General features: G+C 63.8%; 16 protein-coding genes and 1 riboswitch. Of the genes, 10 read left to right on the forward strand and 6 right to left on the reverse strand.

Features of this window, described 5'->3' with window-relative positions; all coding sequences use genetic code 11:
• Window positions 1-5 precede the first annotated feature (5 nt).
• Window positions 6-302, reverse strand: a complete 297-nt coding sequence (locus ABD906_RS07510) for a BolA family protein (RefSeq protein ID WP_345098888.1) — start codon at window positions 300-302, stop codon at window positions 6-8.
• A gap of 285 nt (window positions 303-587) precedes the next feature.
• Between ABD906_RS07510 and ABD906_RS07515 the strand changes: the two genes are divergently transcribed.
• The 5 genes from ABD906_RS07515 to ABD906_RS07535 all read left to right on the forward strand — a co-directional run bounded on the left by ABD906_RS07515 (window position 588) and on the right by ABD906_RS07535 (window position 5,631).
• Window positions 588-1,202 carry a J domain-containing protein gene (locus tag ABD906_RS07515; protein WP_345099066.1) on the forward strand — a complete coding sequence of 205 codons (615 nt, stop codon included), beginning with the start codon at window positions 588-590 and terminating at the stop codon, window positions 1,200-1,202.
• 77 nt (window positions 1,203-1,279) lie between these two features.
• The gene (gene cobS / locus ABD906_RS07520) at window positions 1,280-2,266 is read left to right on the forward strand and encodes a cobaltochelatase subunit CobS (RefSeq protein WP_345098889.1); all 987 of its coding nucleotides are present in this window, start codon (window positions 1,280-1,282) and stop codon (window positions 2,264-2,266) included.
• Window positions 2,267-2,285: 19 nt separating this feature from the next.
• Window positions 2,286-2,633, forward strand: coding sequence for a GFA family protein (locus ABD906_RS07525; RefSeq protein ID WP_345098890.1), 348 nt, complete (start codon window positions 2,286-2,288; stop codon window positions 2,631-2,633).
• Window positions 2,634-2,779: 146 nt separating this feature from the next.
• Window positions 2,780-4,618, forward strand: a complete 1,839-nt coding sequence (gene cobT / locus ABD906_RS07530) for a cobaltochelatase subunit CobT (RefSeq protein WP_345099067.1) — start codon at window positions 2,780-2,782, stop codon at window positions 4,616-4,618.
• 5 nt (window positions 4,619-4,623) lie between these two features.
• Window positions 4,624-5,631 (forward strand): esterase-like activity of phytase family protein, encoded by a 1,008-nt coding sequence (locus ABD906_RS07535; protein ID WP_345098891.1) that lies wholly within the window; start codon window positions 4,624-4,626, stop codon window positions 5,629-5,631.
• A 76-nt stretch (window positions 5,632-5,707) separates the two neighbouring features.
• Here ABD906_RS07535 and ABD906_RS07540 read toward each other — a convergent pair whose 3' ends face one another.
• Together ABD906_RS07540 and rpmB are read right to left on the reverse strand one after the other, a co-directional pair.
• Window positions 5,708-6,382 carry a VUT family protein gene (locus ABD906_RS07540; RefSeq protein ID WP_378188435.1) on the reverse strand — a complete coding sequence of 225 codons (675 nt, stop codon included), beginning with the start codon at window positions 6,380-6,382 and terminating at the stop codon, window positions 5,708-5,710.
• A gap of 21 nt (window positions 6,383-6,403) precedes the next feature.
• Window positions 6,404-6,706: a 50S ribosomal protein L28 gene (gene rpmB, locus ABD906_RS07545; protein WP_345098893.1), complete on the reverse strand. Its 303-nt coding sequence runs from the start codon at window positions 6,704-6,706 to the stop codon at window positions 6,404-6,406.
• A 204-nt stretch (window positions 6,707-6,910) separates the two neighbouring features.
• On the opposite strand from rpmB, the gene ABD906_RS07550 reads away from it, so the two are divergent.
• Together ABD906_RS07550 and yddG are read left to right on the forward strand one after the other, a co-directional pair.
• Window positions 6,911-7,666, forward strand: a complete 756-nt coding sequence (locus ABD906_RS07550) for a DUF3108 domain-containing protein (protein WP_345098894.1) — start codon at window positions 6,911-6,913, stop codon at window positions 7,664-7,666.
• 30 nt (window positions 7,667-7,696) lie between these two features.
• On the forward strand, window positions 7,697-8,587 hold the full coding sequence (yddG, locus tag ABD906_RS07555) for an aromatic amino acid exporter YddG (protein WP_345098895.1): 891 nt from the start codon (window positions 7,697-7,699) through the stop codon (window positions 8,585-8,587).
• Window positions 8,588-8,702: 115 nt separating this feature from the next.
• Here the strand turns inward: yddG and gloB are convergent, their stop codons facing one another.
• On the reverse strand, window positions 8,703-9,470 hold the full coding sequence (gene gloB, locus ABD906_RS07560) for a hydroxyacylglutathione hydrolase (RefSeq protein WP_345098896.1): 768 nt from the start codon (window positions 9,468-9,470) through the stop codon (window positions 8,703-8,705).
• Window positions 9,471-9,634: 164 nt separating this feature from the next.
• Between gloB and ABD906_RS07565 the strand changes: the two genes are divergently transcribed.
• Window positions 9,635-10,396, forward strand: a complete 762-nt coding sequence (locus tag ABD906_RS07565) for a class I SAM-dependent methyltransferase (protein ID WP_345098897.1) — start codon at window positions 9,635-9,637, stop codon at window positions 10,394-10,396.
• A gap of 1 nt (window position 10,397) precedes the next feature.
• On the opposite strand, the gene metW is transcribed toward ABD906_RS07565, so the two are convergent.
• Both metW and metX read right to left on the reverse strand, forming a co-directional pair.
• Window positions 10,398-11,012, reverse strand: coding sequence for a methionine biosynthesis protein MetW (metW, locus tag ABD906_RS07570; RefSeq protein ID WP_345098898.1), 615 nt, complete (start codon window positions 11,010-11,012; stop codon window positions 10,398-10,400).
• Window positions 11,009-12,178 (reverse strand): homoserine O-acetyltransferase MetX, encoded by a 1,170-nt coding sequence (gene metX, locus ABD906_RS07575; protein ID WP_345098899.1) that lies wholly within the window; start codon window positions 12,176-12,178, stop codon window positions 11,009-11,011. Before metX ends, metW begins: the two co-directional genes overlap by 4 nt.
• Window positions 12,179-12,235: 57 nt before the next feature.
• Window positions 12,236-12,313, reverse strand: a riboswitch (SAM riboswitch).
• A gap of 77 nt (window positions 12,314-12,390) precedes the next feature.
• On the opposite strand from metX, the gene hisC reads away from it, so the two are divergent.
• Window positions 12,391-13,491, forward strand: coding sequence for a histidinol-phosphate transaminase (hisC, locus tag ABD906_RS07580; RefSeq protein ID WP_345099068.1), 1,101 nt, complete (start codon window positions 12,391-12,393; stop codon window positions 13,489-13,491).
• Between the two features lie 3 nt (window positions 13,492-13,494).
• Complete coding sequence (locus tag ABD906_RS07585) at window positions 13,495-14,448, forward strand: prephenate/arogenate dehydrogenase family protein (RefSeq protein ID WP_345098900.1); 954 nt, start codon at window positions 13,495-13,497, stop codon at window positions 14,446-14,448.
• Window positions 14,449-14,537: the final 89 nt, after the last annotated feature.

The raw sequence follows: 14,537 nt of genomic DNA on the forward strand, positions 1-14,537 counted from the left end.
TGCGGTTACCAGCGGGTGGGCTCGCCCGGCGCGGCGGGTTCGAGGGCGAGTGCGTGGACGCCCCGCTGCAGTTCCTCGGCCAGCGCATTGTTGATCGCGCGGTGACGCTCCAGCCGGGACATGCCCTCGAAGACGCGGGAGACGATCCGGACGCGGAAATGTGTCTCGCCGGTGCCGTCAAAGGTTTCCTGACGGCCATGGTGATGGTGGCCTGCATGCAGATGGCTCTCGTTCACCACCTCCAGGCGCTCTGGTGCGAACTGTGCGGTCAGCTTTTCCTCGATCGCTTTCTGTATGGACAAAGCGCACTCCTGATACCATATCTCAGCCGATCCCACCTTGTCACAAAGCCCGCCGGACCGCGAGTATCGGCGGATCGGATATTGAACAGAGTGGACCGCACCATCAACGGGCCGCGCGCGGCGGGACGCGTTGCCCAGGACCATTTTCCCGGGCGCGGCCGCGGGAGCCGGCAGGTATGCACCCGAACCGTCGCTCGAAGCACTGATGACGGGAAATGTCAATTCTTGTTTCAGGCCCCCGTCAGGCGGTACCTTGAGGCTTATTTGGCTGGATTCTGGAAGGGAATGAAACTCAATTCCAAATATTTCGAGAAAATCCGCATACGGCCGGATCCCTCGACCCAACCACGACAGCGGCCCTGCCAGTGGGATGGTTGCGATGGCGAAGGGGCATACCGCGCGCCGGTCGGGCGCGAGCGGGAGGGCGAGTATTTCTTTTTCTGCTTTGATCACGTCCGCGAATACAACAAGAATTACAACTATTTCTCGGGTCTGAAGGACAGCGAGATCGCGCGCTTCCAGAAGGAGGCTCTCACGGGCCATCGCCCCACCTGGAAGTTCGGCTCCAACGCGGGCGGCCAGGCGGCGCCGGATTTCGCGCCCTTCCGTTCCGGCAATGCAGGCCATTTCCGCCGGATCGGCGATCCGTTCAACCTCTTCAGCAATCACGGATACTACCAACAGGCCCGGGCCGGCCGAATGGTCAAGCCGCTCGAGGCAAAAGCACTCGAAACGCTTGGATTGGACGCCAAAGCCACTGGCGCGGAGATCAAGGCTCGCTATAAACAGTTGGTGAAGCTCCATCATCCGGATGCGAATGGGGGAGACAGGAGATCGGAGGCCCGTCTGCGCGACGTTTTGCAGGCTTACCGTCTTCTCAAACAATCGGGTTACTGTTAGCCCTGGTCTCTGTTATGAGACCGTCTGAGACAACCTAATGGCGGCGCGGACGCCGGTTTCGCGCGCGCGGAGGAATGATGAACAAGATCGACCGCGACATCTCTAATCTGCCGGATACGACTGTTTCGGTGCGGGAAGTGTTTGGCTTCGACTCAAGCATGGTGGTGCCAGCCTATTCTGCGGCCGATCCCTACGTTCCGGACCTGGACCCGGACTACCTGTTCGATCCCCAGACCACCCTCGCCATTCTGGCCGGCTTTGCCTACAACCGGCGCGTGATGGTGACCGGCTACCATGGCACCGGCAAGTCCACACACATCGAGCAGGTGGCCGCGCGCCTCAACTGGCCCTGCGTGCGCGTGAACCTCGACAGCCACGTGAGCCGTATCGACCTGGTCGGCAAGGACGCCATCGTACTGAAGGACGGCAAGCAGGTCACCGAATTCCGCGACGGCATCCTGCCGTGGGCTTACCAGAACAACATCGCGCTGGTGTTCGACGAGTATGACGCCGGCCGCCCGGATGTGATGTTCGTGATCCAGCGCGTGCTGGAATCGTCCGGCCGACTGACGCTGCTCGACCAGAGCCGCGTGCTGCGCCCGCATCCGGCATTCCGCCTGTTCGCGACGGCCAACACCGTCGGCCTCGGCGACACTACCGGCCTCTACCACGGCACGCAGCAGATCAACCAGGCGCAGATGGACCGCTGGTCGATCGTGACGACGCTCAACTACCTGCCGCACGACAAGGAAGTGGCGATCGTTCAGGCAAAGGCCAAGCATTACCAGAACGAGGAAGGCCGTGAGATCGTCAGCCGCATGGTGCGCGTTGCCGACACGACCCGCTCCGCCTTCATGAACGGCGACCTGTCGACGGTCATGAGCCCGCGCACGGTGATCATGTGGGCCGAGAACGCCGAGATCTTCGGCGACGTCGGTTTCGCGTTCCGCCTGACGTTCCTGAACAAGTGCGACGAGCTGGAGCGCCCGATCGTGGCCGAGTTCTACCAGCGCGCCTTTGGCGAGGAGCTGCCGGAGTCGGCCGCCAACGTCGTCTTGAGCTGAGGTCGGAGGAGGCTGCACAATGCAGTACCAGGGAGGCTGCCACTGCAACGCGGTCCGGTTCAGGGTCGAGGTCGACCTGTCGAACCCGGTCACGTGCAACTGTTCCTACTGCACGAAGCGTGGCAGCATCCTGGCCTTCACGCCGGAGCAGAACTTCGTCCTGGAAAGCGGCGAGGACAAGCTGACCGAGTACCGCTTCAACACCCGGACGATCGCGCATCTGTTCTGCTCGGTCTGCGGCATGGAGTCATTCTCGCGCGGCGAGCTGCCGGACGGACGCCGCATGGTGGCCGTCAACCTCCGCTGCCTGGACGGCGTCGATCCACAGAGCCTCAACCCGACAATGGTCGACGGGCGCTCCCGCTGAAGCATCCGCGGCCATGAACCAACCCACGCCGTTCCGGACCGGGCCCACGACGCCGCCCCAGAATGGCGAAACTGCCGGAGTTCTCCTTCGTGAGTAGCCACAGCAACCGCACCCCCGCTCTGCAGCAGGCCGCGTCGCTCGACGCGATGAAGCGGGCGCTTGCCGTTACGGTCCGTGCGGTCGCCGGCAGCAACGAGCTGGACGTCACCTTCACCAAGGACCGTCCTGCCCTCGTGGGCAAGCACGTGCGGCTGCCGGAACTTGGCAAGAAGCCCACGCCCGAGGCAATCGCCGTGGTGCGTGGAACCGGTGATGCCATGGCGCTGCGCCGGGCCTGCCACGACGAAAGCCTGCATGCGAAGCTCGCACCGCAGGGCGATCAGGCGCGCGCGATCTTCGACGCCGTGGAACAGGCCCGCGTGGAATCCATCGGCAGCAGGGCGATGCTCGGTGTTCGGCACAACATCGCCTCCATGCTTGAAGAGCGCTATGCGCATTCGCCGTTGGCGGAAGTGACCGACCGCGCGGAAGCGCCGCTGGCCGACGCCATCGCGCTGATGGTGCGCGAGCGACTCACCGGTGATCCCGTGCCGCGCAGCGGCCAGAAGCTGGTCAATCTCTGGCGCGAATGGATCGAGGAACGGGCCGGCAAGGATCTCGACCAGCTCGCGAACGCGATCGAGGATCAGGACGCCTTCGCACGCCTCGTCCGTCAGCTGCTCAGCTCCATCGAGCTCGGCGAGGAGCTGGAGGAGCAGGACCTCGACTCCGAGGAGGAGCAGGACGGCGACGATCCCAAGGGCGAAAACGACGAAGACGAAGGCACCGAGGACCAGAGCCAGGGCGAACGGGCCCAGGCCGAGGAAGCCGACCAGGCCGGCGAAGAAATCGAGGCCGGCGAAAGCGAGGCTGCCACCACCACCTCCGAAGAGGTGATGGATCCCGACCTCGACGAGGAAAATGCCGGCGAGGCACGGCGGCCGGACAATCCGTTCGACCAGGCCGTCGCGGAATTCGACTACAAGCGCTACACGACGGAATTCGATGAAGTCGTCGCTGCCGAAGACCTCTGCGATGAAGAGGAGCTCGACCGCCTGCGCGCCTATCTGGACAAGCAGCTGGCCAACCTGCAGGGCGTGGTGGGACGGCTTGCCAACCGCCTGCAGCGCCGCCTGATGGCGCAGCAGAACCGGTCCTGGGAATTCGATCTTGAGGAGGGCGTGCTGGACACCGCCCGCCTACCCCGCCTCATCATCGACCCGATGCAGCCGCTATCGTTCAAACGGGAGAAGGACACCAACTTCCGTGACACCGTGGTGACGCTGCTCATCGACAATTCCGGCTCCATGCGCGGGCGGCCGATCTCTGTCGCCGCCACCTGCGCCGACATCCTTGCTCGGACGCTGGAGCGCTGCGGCGTGCGCGTCGAGATCCTCGGCTTCACCACGCGCGCCTGGAAGGGCGGCCAGTCCCGCGAGAAGTGGCTCAAGGACGGCAAGCCGGCCAATCCCGGTCGCCTCAACGACCTGCGCCATGTGATCTACAAGTCGGCGGACATGCCCTGGCGGCGCGCCAAGCGCAATCTCGGTCTGATGATGCGCGAGGGCCTGCTCAAGGAAAATATCGACGGCGAGGCCCTGCTGTGGGCGCACCAGCGTCTGGTCGCGCGTCCCGAGCAGCGCAAGATCCTGATGATGATCTCGGACGGCGCACCGGTGGACGACTCCACGCTGTCGGTGAACCCCGGCAACTACCTGGAGCGGCATCTCAGGTCGGTGATCGAACTGATCGAGACGCGGTCGCCCGTGGAACTCATCGCCATCGGCATCGGCCATGACGTGACGCGCTACTACCGCCGCGCGGTGACGATCGTCGACGCCGAGGAACTGGCCGGCGCCATGACCGAGCAGCTTGCGGCACTCTTCGAGGAGGAAAGCAAGCGCGGACGGCGGGCAGCATCCCGGAGGCTGCTCAAGGCCAGTTGACGCGCATGTTCGCCCGACGCCTTCTTCCGCCGCTGCTCATCCTGGCCGGAGCGGTAGTCGCGTCTGCGACCAGCATGGCCGACAGCCAGGCAAACCTTGATGTCCGCGCCAGGATCATCCAGACCTTCCGCCATGGCTCCGCCGAAAGCCGGTTCGGTCCGCTCGAATTTGCCGGCGGGCTGGCGCTCACGTCAAACGATTCCGCTTTCGGTTCGTTCTCGGGCTTCCGATTCCTCGATACCGGGCGGCGGATCGCCGGCATTACCGACACCGGCCTGTGGTTCACAGCGACCATCGAACGGGACGCATCGTTCCGGCCGGCCGGCTTCAGCAATTTCACGCTCGAACCCATTCCGGGCATCAAGAAGCCGGACGAGCCGAAACACATGGCCGATGCCGAATCCTTCGCAGTGCGTGGTTCGAAAGCCGTGGTCGGGTTCGAGTACACGCACCGGATCGTCGAGTTCGCCATCGACGGGAGCGGCCGCCCCATCAAGCCCCTTCGGGACATCAATCCGCTGATTCCACGGAGGGAGTTGCGGCGCAACCGCGGCTTCGAGGCCCTCGCTTTTGCGCCGGAGAAGAGTCCCCTCGCAGGGGCGCTGGTGGTCATCACCGAGCAAAGCATCGACAAGAACGGCAACGCCTTCGCGGCCATTCTCGAGGGCCCGCGCAAAGGCATCTTCACGGTCAGGCGGGACAGCGGCTACGATCCCACGGACGCCGCGTTCCTGCCCAATGGCGACCTGCTGCTGCTGGAACGGCGGTTCTCGCTGCTTGGCGGCTTGGCCATGCGGCTGCGGCGTATTCCGGTGAGCTCAATCCACCCCGGAGCCGTTGCAGACGGCCCGGTGATCCTCGAAGCGGACATGGGATACTACATCGACAACATGGAGGGGCTCGACGTGTGGCGCGCGCCCGACGGGTCGCTCATGGTCTCGCTGATATCCGACGACAACCAGGCGTTCTTCCAGCGGACGGTCTATCTCGAGTTCCGCTACACCGGCGAATAGAAGAAGCCCGCCCCTGCGGCTCCATACGGGAAAGGACGGGCTTTGTGGTCTCTGTCCAGGCTGTGGGCCTGCGACCTCAGGCCACCGGCTTGGTGGAACGGAGCGGCTGGAAGATGGACAACAGCGCGCCGTAGGGCACCAGCATCATAAGGGCCATGACGATCTTCACGGTGAAGTCACCCACCGCCAGGGAAACCCAGAGTGGAATCTCCGGACCGAAGCCCCAGAACGGCACCGGGAACGGCAGGGAGCCGTCTTCCACGCCAAGGCTCGTGTCGAGAAAGGCAAAGGGAGCCGCGAAGGCCACGCCGAAGAAGACGATCGTGTCCAGAACCGAGCCACAGAAGCTCGAGATGAACGGAGCACGCCACCACGTGGAGCCCCGCAGCTTGTCGAAAATGAACACGTCAAGCAGCTGCGCGAGCAGGAAAGCGGTGCCAGAGGCCAGCGCAATGCGCGGGCTCGCAAGCCACATCGAGATGCCGAAGGCCAGCACGAAGCCGATCATCACGAGCTGCCGGGCAGCCCGGACGCCGAACGTGCGGTTGGTCAGGTCGGTGATCAGGAAGGCTACGGGATAGGTGAAGGCGCCCCAGGTGAGGATTTCGCCCAAACCGAAGTGTTCGAAGGGAAACTGAACGAGGAAGTTGGAAGCGGTTACCACAACCGCCATGGCCACCATGAAGGGCCAGACTGGGCTATTGGATTTCATTTTTTTATCCTGGGTGATGGAACCAGTGAGAGCGGGCAAAGCCCGCTCTCAAGTTGGAAATCAGGCGGACGCAGATGCGTCTTCGGCGAGCTTCTTCTGGATCTGCTTCTTGAGCAGACGAGCACGCTGCGACAGGTTGTTGGACTTCTCCTTCAGCAGGAAGGCGTCCAGGCCGCCACGATGCTCGACCGAGCGAAGCGCAGCAGCGGAAACGCGCAGACGGAAGCTCCTGCCCAGAGCCTCAGACATCAGGGTCACTTCGCAGAGGTTCGGAAGGAAGCGACGCTTCGTCTTGTTGTTGGCGTGGCTCACATTGTGGCCGCTCATCACGGCCTTGCCGGTCAGTTCACAAGCGCGAGACATATTTTTCTACCTTATCTTTCGGGTCAGCCCCCAAGCAGGCGCGAACCGCCCACCGAAGGCCAAGCCTCGTGGAACCGGGCTTCCTTAGAGATATTTCAACAGCAGGTCAAGCTCCGGGCAGACTTCGGCCGGGCAAATCCCCATAGAACGGCCAGAATTGACCGGAGAAATCATCGTCCGGTTCGATAACAGCGGAGAACCTGGATGGATTTCAGCAAGGCAATTCTGGGATTGCTTGCACTCGGCGCCACCATCACCGGCGCACTGGCAGAAACGCAGACGCAGCGCGTGCGCTACGACGTGTCGGTGCTCGGGCTGCCGATCGCCCGCGCCGTGCTCGAAAGCCGGATCAACGAGGCAGGCTTCGCCATTTCGGGCTCATTCGCGAGCGCAGGGCTTGCCCGTATCTTCGACAAGACCGACGGGACCATTTCGGTGACCGGACGGTTCAATGGCGGCGAAAGTCAGCCGCAGGACTACACGCTAAGTTACGTCAGCGGAAAAAAGAAACAGCTCACGCGGATCCGGTTCAACGGCGGGAAGGTGGCAAACACGGTCAACGAACCGCCTCTCCGGAAACACGCGGACTGGGTGGAGCTCAAGGAGGAGCATCTGGTGGGTGTAAGCGACCCGCTTTCGGCGCTGCTGCTGCCGGCGGCCAGCCGCGAGCAGGTCTGCAACCGAACCGTCCGGGTCTATGACGGCAAGGCGCGGATCGACCTGGTGCTGCAACCGGCGCCGCCGCGCGAACAGTTCAGCGGGGCGGAAGTGACCTGTATCGCCAAGTTCGTACCCGTGGGCGGGTATCGGCCCAACCATTCCACCATCAAGCATCTGCGCGACAGGGCAAAAATCCGCATCGGTTTCGCGCGACTCGGCAATCAGAGGCTTTATTCTCCCGTGGAAGCCAGTATTGGTACGAAAATCGGGCCCGTTCACGTGAGGGCCCGGCCTGCCTGACAAGAATCCAGCCTTCCGGGGGACATCCATATGATCCGCGCGACACTGATCGGTCTTTCGACCTTCGCCATGTGGGCGCCGCTCGCCATGCTCACCGCCCTGTCCGGGTCGGTGCCGCCCTTTCAGCTGTCGGCCATCGCCTTCGCGATCGGAACGGCGGTCGGCATCCTCGCGCAGATCATGTTCCCCTCATTCCGGCAGAACACCCGAATCCCGCCAATGGCCTGGCTGGTCGGCATCGCGGGCCTGTTCGGCTACCACTTCCTCTATTTCACGGCGCTCAAGAACGCTCCGGCGGTCGAGGCCAACCTCATCTCCTACCTCTGGCCGCTTCTGATCGTGCTGGGCTCGGCGCTGATGCCGGGCGAGCGGCTCGGCTGGCACCACATCGCGGGCGCGGCGGCGGGGCTGTGCGGCACGGCCCTGATCGTCGCCAAGGACGGGGGGCTCGCCTTCGAGAGCCGCTACGCGCTCGGATATGCGGCGGCGGCCACAGCCGCGCTGTTCTGGTCCAGCTATTCGCTGCTGTCGCGGCGCTTCGGCGAAGTGCCGACCAGCACGGTGACCTGGTTCTGCGGGGCGACGGCCATTCTTTCAGCCGTGTGCCATATCCTCCTCGAGGAGACCGTATGGCCAGCCACCACAGGAGAGTGGACAGCGGTGGTGCTGATGGGCGTGTTTCCTCTGGGTGCTGCCTTCTTCACCTGGGACTATGGCGTGAAGCACGGCAACATCCAGCTCATCGGCACGGCGAGCTACATCATTCCCATGCTGTCGACGCTGCTGCTGATCGCGGCCGGACGGGCGGAGCCGACGCTCAACCTGCTCATCGCCTGCCTGCTGATCACCGGCGGCGCCGCACTCGCGGCCAAGAACATCATCCTACGGCCGCGCGCCAAGGCACCGACCCCGGCGGAGTAAAGCGCGGTCGTTCTGTCCCCGCGCTTCGCGCCGCCCCCTTCTGGCAGCATCTTGTCGGGGGCCAAGTGACTGGTTTGCTTGAGAGAGAACCTGATCTCCCACAAGTTCAGCGGGACTAGGCCACATCCTTGCGCCGGCGGATCTCGGCGAAAACGTCCTCATCAGGCGCGTTCTCCATGCCAAGGTTCCGGCGGATGTCCGGATCATGCCAGCGCAGGAACGGGTTGGTGGCGAGTTCCTCACCGATCGTCGTGGGGAGCGTCGGCTTGCCCTCCTGCACCAAGGCCTCGATCTTCCGGGCCCGCTCCTGGAGCGCGGGGTTGCCCGGGTCCACCGTCAGCGCGAAACGGGCGTTGGACAGCGTATATTCGTGGCCGCAGTAGACGACCGTCTCCGGCGGGAGAGCAGCCAGCTTCTTCAGCGACTGGTACATGACGGGCGGCGGGCACTCGAACAGCCGGCCGCAGCCAAGCGCAAACAGGGTGTCGGCCGTGAAGACGATGCCCGCATCGGCGAAATAGTAGCTGACATGGCCGGCGGTGTGGCCCGGCGTCTCGAGGACTAGCGCCTCCGAACGGCCCAGCCGCACCGAGTCTCCTTCCCGTACCGAGCGGTCGATACCGGGGATCTTCTCCGCCTCGCGGGCGGGGCCGACGATGCTCAGGCCAAAGCGCGCCTTCAGTGCGAGGTTTGCTTCCACGTGATCGAAATGATGGTGGGTGACAAGAAGCAGCGACGGCGGCTGCCAGCCCGTCTCCTCAATGGCACGCAGGATCGGCCCCTCCTCCGGCGCATCCACGAGGGCCGTAGCCCCCGTCTCACTGTCCCGCAGCAGAACACAGAAATTGTCCGTGCGGCACATGAACTGATGAACTTCGAGCATTGCGCACCCACCTCCTCTTTATTGCACAACAGGCTAGAGCATCCCGAAACGAAACGGAATCACCTTGACGCATTCAACATGATCGGAGGCGGACAAGGCTAGGGTCGAATGCCGCAGGGCCGGCCCATCTTGCGGAAAGCGGAGCCGATGCTTACCGTCCGGGCATGAACGCAGACATCGTTGAATTCCGCTCCTTCTACACAAGCCTGCTGGGAAACCTGGTCGAACGGTCCATCGGTTCGGCGCTTGCCGGAATCTGGAGCAAGCTTCCGGAAGAGAGGCTGGTGGGCCTCGGCTACGCCCTGCCCTGGCTCGAACGGCTGGGGAAGGACGCGGAGCGCGTGTTCGCCTTCATGCCTGCACGGCAGGGGGCGATCCGCTGGCCCTCACATGGACCTTCCCTCTCCGCGCTCGTGCACGAGGACGACCTGCCGCTTCCCGACGCGGCGGTGGACCGCATCCTGATGGTGCATGCGCTGGAACACGCGGAAAACCCGGAGCAGATGCTGCTGGAAGCGTGGCGGGTGCTGGCGCCGGGCGGGCGGCTGGTCATCGTCGTGCCAAACCGCCGCGGCCTGTGGGCCCGATTCGAGCACACGCCGTTCGGCAATGGCCAACCCTATTCGCGCCGGCAGCTCACCGATCTGCTGCGGGAGGCGAATTTCACCCCCACCATCTGGGCCGACAGCCTGCATTTTCCCCCCTCAGAACGCCGGTGGCTGCTCAGGATGCAGCCGCTGCTCGCCAAGGCGGGAAAGCGCATGTGGCCGCTCTTCGCAGGCGTCCTTATTGTCGAGGCGGAGAAGAGGCTTTACCAAGGCGTTCCCGCGACGGCCAAGCGGGCACGGCGGGCACTCATGCCCGTGCTGACGCCGCAGACGGCAACCCAGGGGCTGAAACCGGTGGCCGGACGCACCCCAACCTAGTCTAGCGCCGGAGCAGGAAGATCGCCTGCTGGCCGAAGAAGTTCCAGAACCACCAGGGCATCGAAAAGCCGATCTTGGAGCCATTGGCGTCCAGCGCCGCCGCGCTTTCAACCTTCGCGCCCACTTCATCGCACAGTTCCACGAAGTCGCGGATGGTGCAGAAGTGGATGTTCGGCGTGTCGTACCAGGAGTAAGGCAGCTCCTTTGTCACGGGCATGCGGCCCTTGAGCAGCAACGAGAAGCGCACGCGCCAGTGGCCGAAGTTCGGAAAGGAGACGATGGCCCGCTCGCCGATCCGCAGCAGCTCATCCAGGACATGCCTTGGGTTGCGGGTCGCCTGCAGCGTCTGGGACAGGATGACGTAGTCGAAGCCCTTGTCCGGGTAGTACTGCAGATCGTGGTCGGCATCGCCCTGGATGACCGACAGGCCACGGGCAACGCACTGGTTCACGCCACGCTGGGAAATCTCCAGGCCGCGCCCGTCCACCTGCTTGTCGCGCGCAAGCAATTCCAGAAGCTCGCCATCGCCGCAGCCGATATCGAGGACCCGGGAGCCGGGACTGATCAGGTCGGCGATAACGCGGAAGTCAACGCGGGGTTCAGTGTTCACGCTCATTCGCCGATCCCCATCTGACGGGCTGCCGCATTGATGAAGCCGCGGACGGCCGCGTGGAACTCGGGCTCATCCAGCAGAAAGGCATCGTGACCCTTGTCGGATTCGATCTCAACGAAGGACACGGAGGCGCCGGCGGCGTTCAGAGCGTGGACAACCATGCGGCTTTCCTCGGTCGGGAACAGCCAGTCGCTGGTGAAGGAGACCACACAGAACCGGGTTTTCGTGCCCTTGAACGCATCGGCCAGGCGGCCGTTGTGCTCCGCGGCAAGATCGAAGTAGTCCATCGCGCGGGTGAGATAGAGGTAGGAATTGGCGTCAAACCGGTCCACGAAGGTGAAACCCTGGTGGCGCAGATAGCTCTCGATCTGGAAATCGGCGTCGAAGCCGAAGGTGATCTGGTTGCGGTCCTGCAGATTGCGACCGAACTTGCGGTGGAGGGCCGCCTCCGACAGATAGGTGATATGCGCGCCCATGCGGGCGACGGCAAGGCCCTTGGCCGGGTGGCGTCCCTGCGCAATGTAGTCGCCACCGCACCAATCGGGATCGGCCATGACCGCCTGGCGACCCACTTCGTGGAAGGCGATGTTCTGCGCCGTGTGGCGCGCGCCGGTGGCGATCGGAATTGCGTTGCGCACCCGCTCCGGGAAACTGTGGGCCCATTCCAGCACCTGCATGCCGCCCATCGAGCCGCCAACGACGGCAAGAAGCTGGTCAATGCCGAGGCAATCCACGAGCATGGACTGGGCGCGCACCATGTCGCCGATGGTGATGACGGGAAAGTCGAGGCCATAAGCCTTGCCCGTCGCCGGATTGACCGTCGCCGGGCCGGAGGAGCCCATGCAACCGCCGATGACGTTCGAGCAAATGACGAAGAAGCGGTTGGTGTCGATGGGCTTGCCGGGGCCGACCAGCATCTCCCACCAGCCGGGCTTGCCGGTCACCGGATGGGTGTTCGCCACATGCTGGTCACCGGTGAGCGCGTGGCAGATGAGGATCGCATTCGACCGATCGGCGTTCAGCTCACCCACCGTCTGATAGGCAATCTGAAAAGGGGACAGAATAGCCCCCGACTCCAGCCTCAGCGGCTTGTCTTCACCAAACTTCACCAGCAGACTGGACGGCGAATTCGCTTCGTCGCGTGCGGTTCTTACTCTTGACTGTTCCATACGCTTGCCGTTCGCCGGAAACAAAAAAAACCGGCATTGTTGAAACAATTGCCGGTCACGGAACGCAGATCGGTCCTTTAGCAACTTATTTAACGTGGCTGCAAGCCGACCGGCCAAATCACCACGGAACGTCCTTCCTTTAGAGCCGGAACCCCTTTGCGTCAACGAATTTGATGGGATAAAGCATTGGCGCCGAAGCAATGGATCTGATGATGAATACACTTGACCGTCCGCAACCCCGACCGGGTGTCATGGATATCGCCGCCTACGTGCCAGGCAGGGAAACTGTCGAGGGCGTGGCGAAGGTTTGGAAGCTTTCGTCCAACGAAACGCCGCTTGGGCCCTCCCCCAAGGCGAGGGAGGCCATCGCCGCGGTAACGGACCGTCTGGAGATCTATCCGGACGGCGACGCGCGCAAGCTTCGCGATGCCATCGCGGAAGTACACGGCCTCAACCCGGCCAACATCATCTGCTCGAACGGTTCCGACGAACTGCTCGGACTCCTGGCGCATACCTATCTGCAGCCCGGCGACGAGGGCATCATCACCGAGCACGGCTTCCTGGTCTACAAGATCCAGATCATGGCGGCAGGCGGCGTGCCCGTGGTCGTGAAGGAGAAAAACGAGACGGTGGACGTGGACGCGATCCTTGCGGCCGTGACGGACAAGACCCGGCTCGTCTACCTCGCCAACCCCGCCAACCCGACCGGCACCTACATTCCGGCCGAGGAAGTGCGCCGGCTGCATGCCGGACTGCCGAAGAACGTGCTGCTGGTGATCGATGCCGCCTACGCGGAATACGTCCGCAAGAACGATTACGAGGCGGGCCTCGAGCTGGTATCCTCGTGGGACAACGTGGTGATGACCCGCACGTTCTCGAAGATCCACGGCCTCGCCGCCCTGCGTATCGGCTGGCTTTACGGCCCGGCGCATGTCATCGACGCGCTCAACCGCGTGCGCGGCCCGTTCAATGTCAACGCGCTTGCCATCGAGGCGGGCGCTGCGGCGATGCGCGACCGTGCCCACGTGCAGAACGCGTTGGAGTATAATCTCAAGTGGAAGGACTGGCTGACCGAGGAGCTGACCAAGCTGGGCCTGCGCGTGACGCCGTCCGTCACCAACTTCCTGCTGATCCATTTTCCGGATCAGGACGGCAAGCGGGCGGCGGAGGCGGACGAGTTCCTGTGCTCGCGCGGTTACATCCTGCGCCAGGTTCGCGGCTACGGCTTCCCGAACGCCCTTCGCATGACAATCGGACCGGAAGAAGCAAACCGCGGCGTGGTGGACGCGCTGCGCGAATTCCTGAACAGGTGATTTGTGAGTGAACCCCTCTTCAATAAGGTCGCGCTGATCGGCATCGGCCTTATCGGCTCTTCGCTGGCGCGCGTGATCCGCCGCGAAAACCTGGCAAATACGATCATCGTCAACACCCGCCGCGAGGAAACGCTGAACCGCGCGCGGGAGCTCAACCTTGGCGACGACTATTATTCCAGTGCTGCAGAGGCGGTTCGCGACGCAGATCTCGTCATCGTGTGCGTGCCCGTGGGCGCCTGCGGCCAGGTCGCCGCCGAAATCGCGCCGGCGCTGAAGCCCGGCGCGATCGTCACCGACGTGGGTTCGACCAAGCGTTCGGTCATCCAGCAGATGGCGCCGGTCCTGCCCGATACCATCGAGTTCGTGCCCGGCCATCCCATCGCTGGCACGGAGCATTCGGGCCCGGACGCCGGCTTCGCCGAGCTGTTCCGCAACCGCTGGTGCATCCTCACGCCGATCGGCAGGGCGAGCGACGAGGCGGTGCAGAAACTCAGCCGTTTCTGGGAAGCCTGCGGCTCGCGCGTCGATACCATGGACCCCGACCATCACGACAAGGTTCTGGCGATCGTCTCGCACCTGCCGCACATCATCGCCTACAACATCGTCGGCACGGCGGATGATCTGGAGACAGTCACCCAGTCGGAGGTGATCAAATATTCCGCGTCCGGCTTCCGCGATTTCACGCGACTGGCGGCATCCGACCCGACCATGTGGAGAGACATCTGCCTGCACAACAAGGATGCGATCCTGGAGATGCTGGCGCGGTTCTCGGAGGATCTGTCGGCGCTGCAACGCGCGATCCGCTGGGGCGACGGGGAGACGCTGTTCAACCTGTTCACCCGCACGCGCGCGATCCGGCGATCAATCATCGATGCCGGCCAGGACGTGGCCGCCCCCGACTTCGGGCGCCAGGTCGTGCAGGAGAAAAGCGCGGCACCGGCCGACGCAGAAGGGTAAGACCTTGCCCCCGCCGTCCAACGGATGGGCGGGGTTTCTTCCTCCGGGCGCAGGGCTCATGGCAATGGCCCGGAACGGGACGCGGTTCC

Origin of the sequence: Chelativorans composti, assembly GCF_039541695.1 — a bacterium.
Classification (GTDB): Bacteria; Pseudomonadota; Alphaproteobacteria; order Rhizobiales; family Rhizobiaceae; genus Chelativorans; species Chelativorans composti.

Excerpts from the sequence above, each read along its gene's own strand:
- ABD906_RS07515 (WP_345099066.1), top strand. The coding sequence starts at position 588 with ATGAAACTCAATTCCAAATATTTCGAGAAAATCCGCATACGGCCGGAT.
- cobS (WP_345098889.1), top strand. The coding sequence starts at position 1,280 with ATGAACAAGATCGACCGCGACATCTCTAATCTGCCGGATACGACTGTT.
- ABD906_RS07525 (WP_345098890.1), top strand. The coding sequence starts at position 2,286 with ATGCAGTACCAGGGAGGCTGCCACTGCAACGCGGTCCGGTTCAGGGTC.
- cobT (WP_345099067.1), top strand. The coding sequence starts at position 2,780 with ATGAAGCGGGCGCTTGCCGTTACGGTCCGTGCGGTCGCCGGCAGCAAC.
- ABD906_RS07535 (WP_345098891.1), top strand. The coding sequence starts at position 4,624 with ATGTTCGCCCGACGCCTTCTTCCGCCGCTGCTCATCCTGGCCGGAGCG.
- rpmB (WP_345098893.1), bottom strand. The coding sequence starts at position 6,706 with ATGTCTCGCGCTTGTGAACTGACCGGCAAGGCCGTGATGAGCGGCCAC.
- ABD906_RS07550 (WP_345098894.1), top strand. The coding sequence starts at position 6,911 with ATGGATTTCAGCAAGGCAATTCTGGGATTGCTTGCACTCGGCGCCACC.
- yddG (WP_345098895.1), top strand. The coding sequence starts at position 7,697 with ATGATCCGCGCGACACTGATCGGTCTTTCGACCTTCGCCATGTGGGCG.
- gloB (WP_345098896.1), bottom strand. The coding sequence starts at position 9,470 with ATGCTCGAAGTTCATCAGTTCATGTGCCGCACGGACAATTTCTGTGTT.
- ABD906_RS07565 (WP_345098897.1), top strand. The coding sequence starts at position 9,635 with ATGAACGCAGACATCGTTGAATTCCGCTCCTTCTACACAAGCCTGCTG.
- metW (WP_345098898.1), bottom strand. The coding sequence starts at position 11,012 with ATGAGCGTGAACACTGAACCCCGCGTTGACTTCCGCGTTATCGCCGAC.
- metX (WP_345098899.1), bottom strand. The coding sequence starts at position 12,178 with ATGGAACAGTCAAGAGTAAGAACCGCACGCGACGAAGCGAATTCGCCG.
- hisC (WP_345099068.1), top strand. The coding sequence starts at position 12,391 with ATGAATACACTTGACCGTCCGCAACCCCGACCGGGTGTCATGGATATC.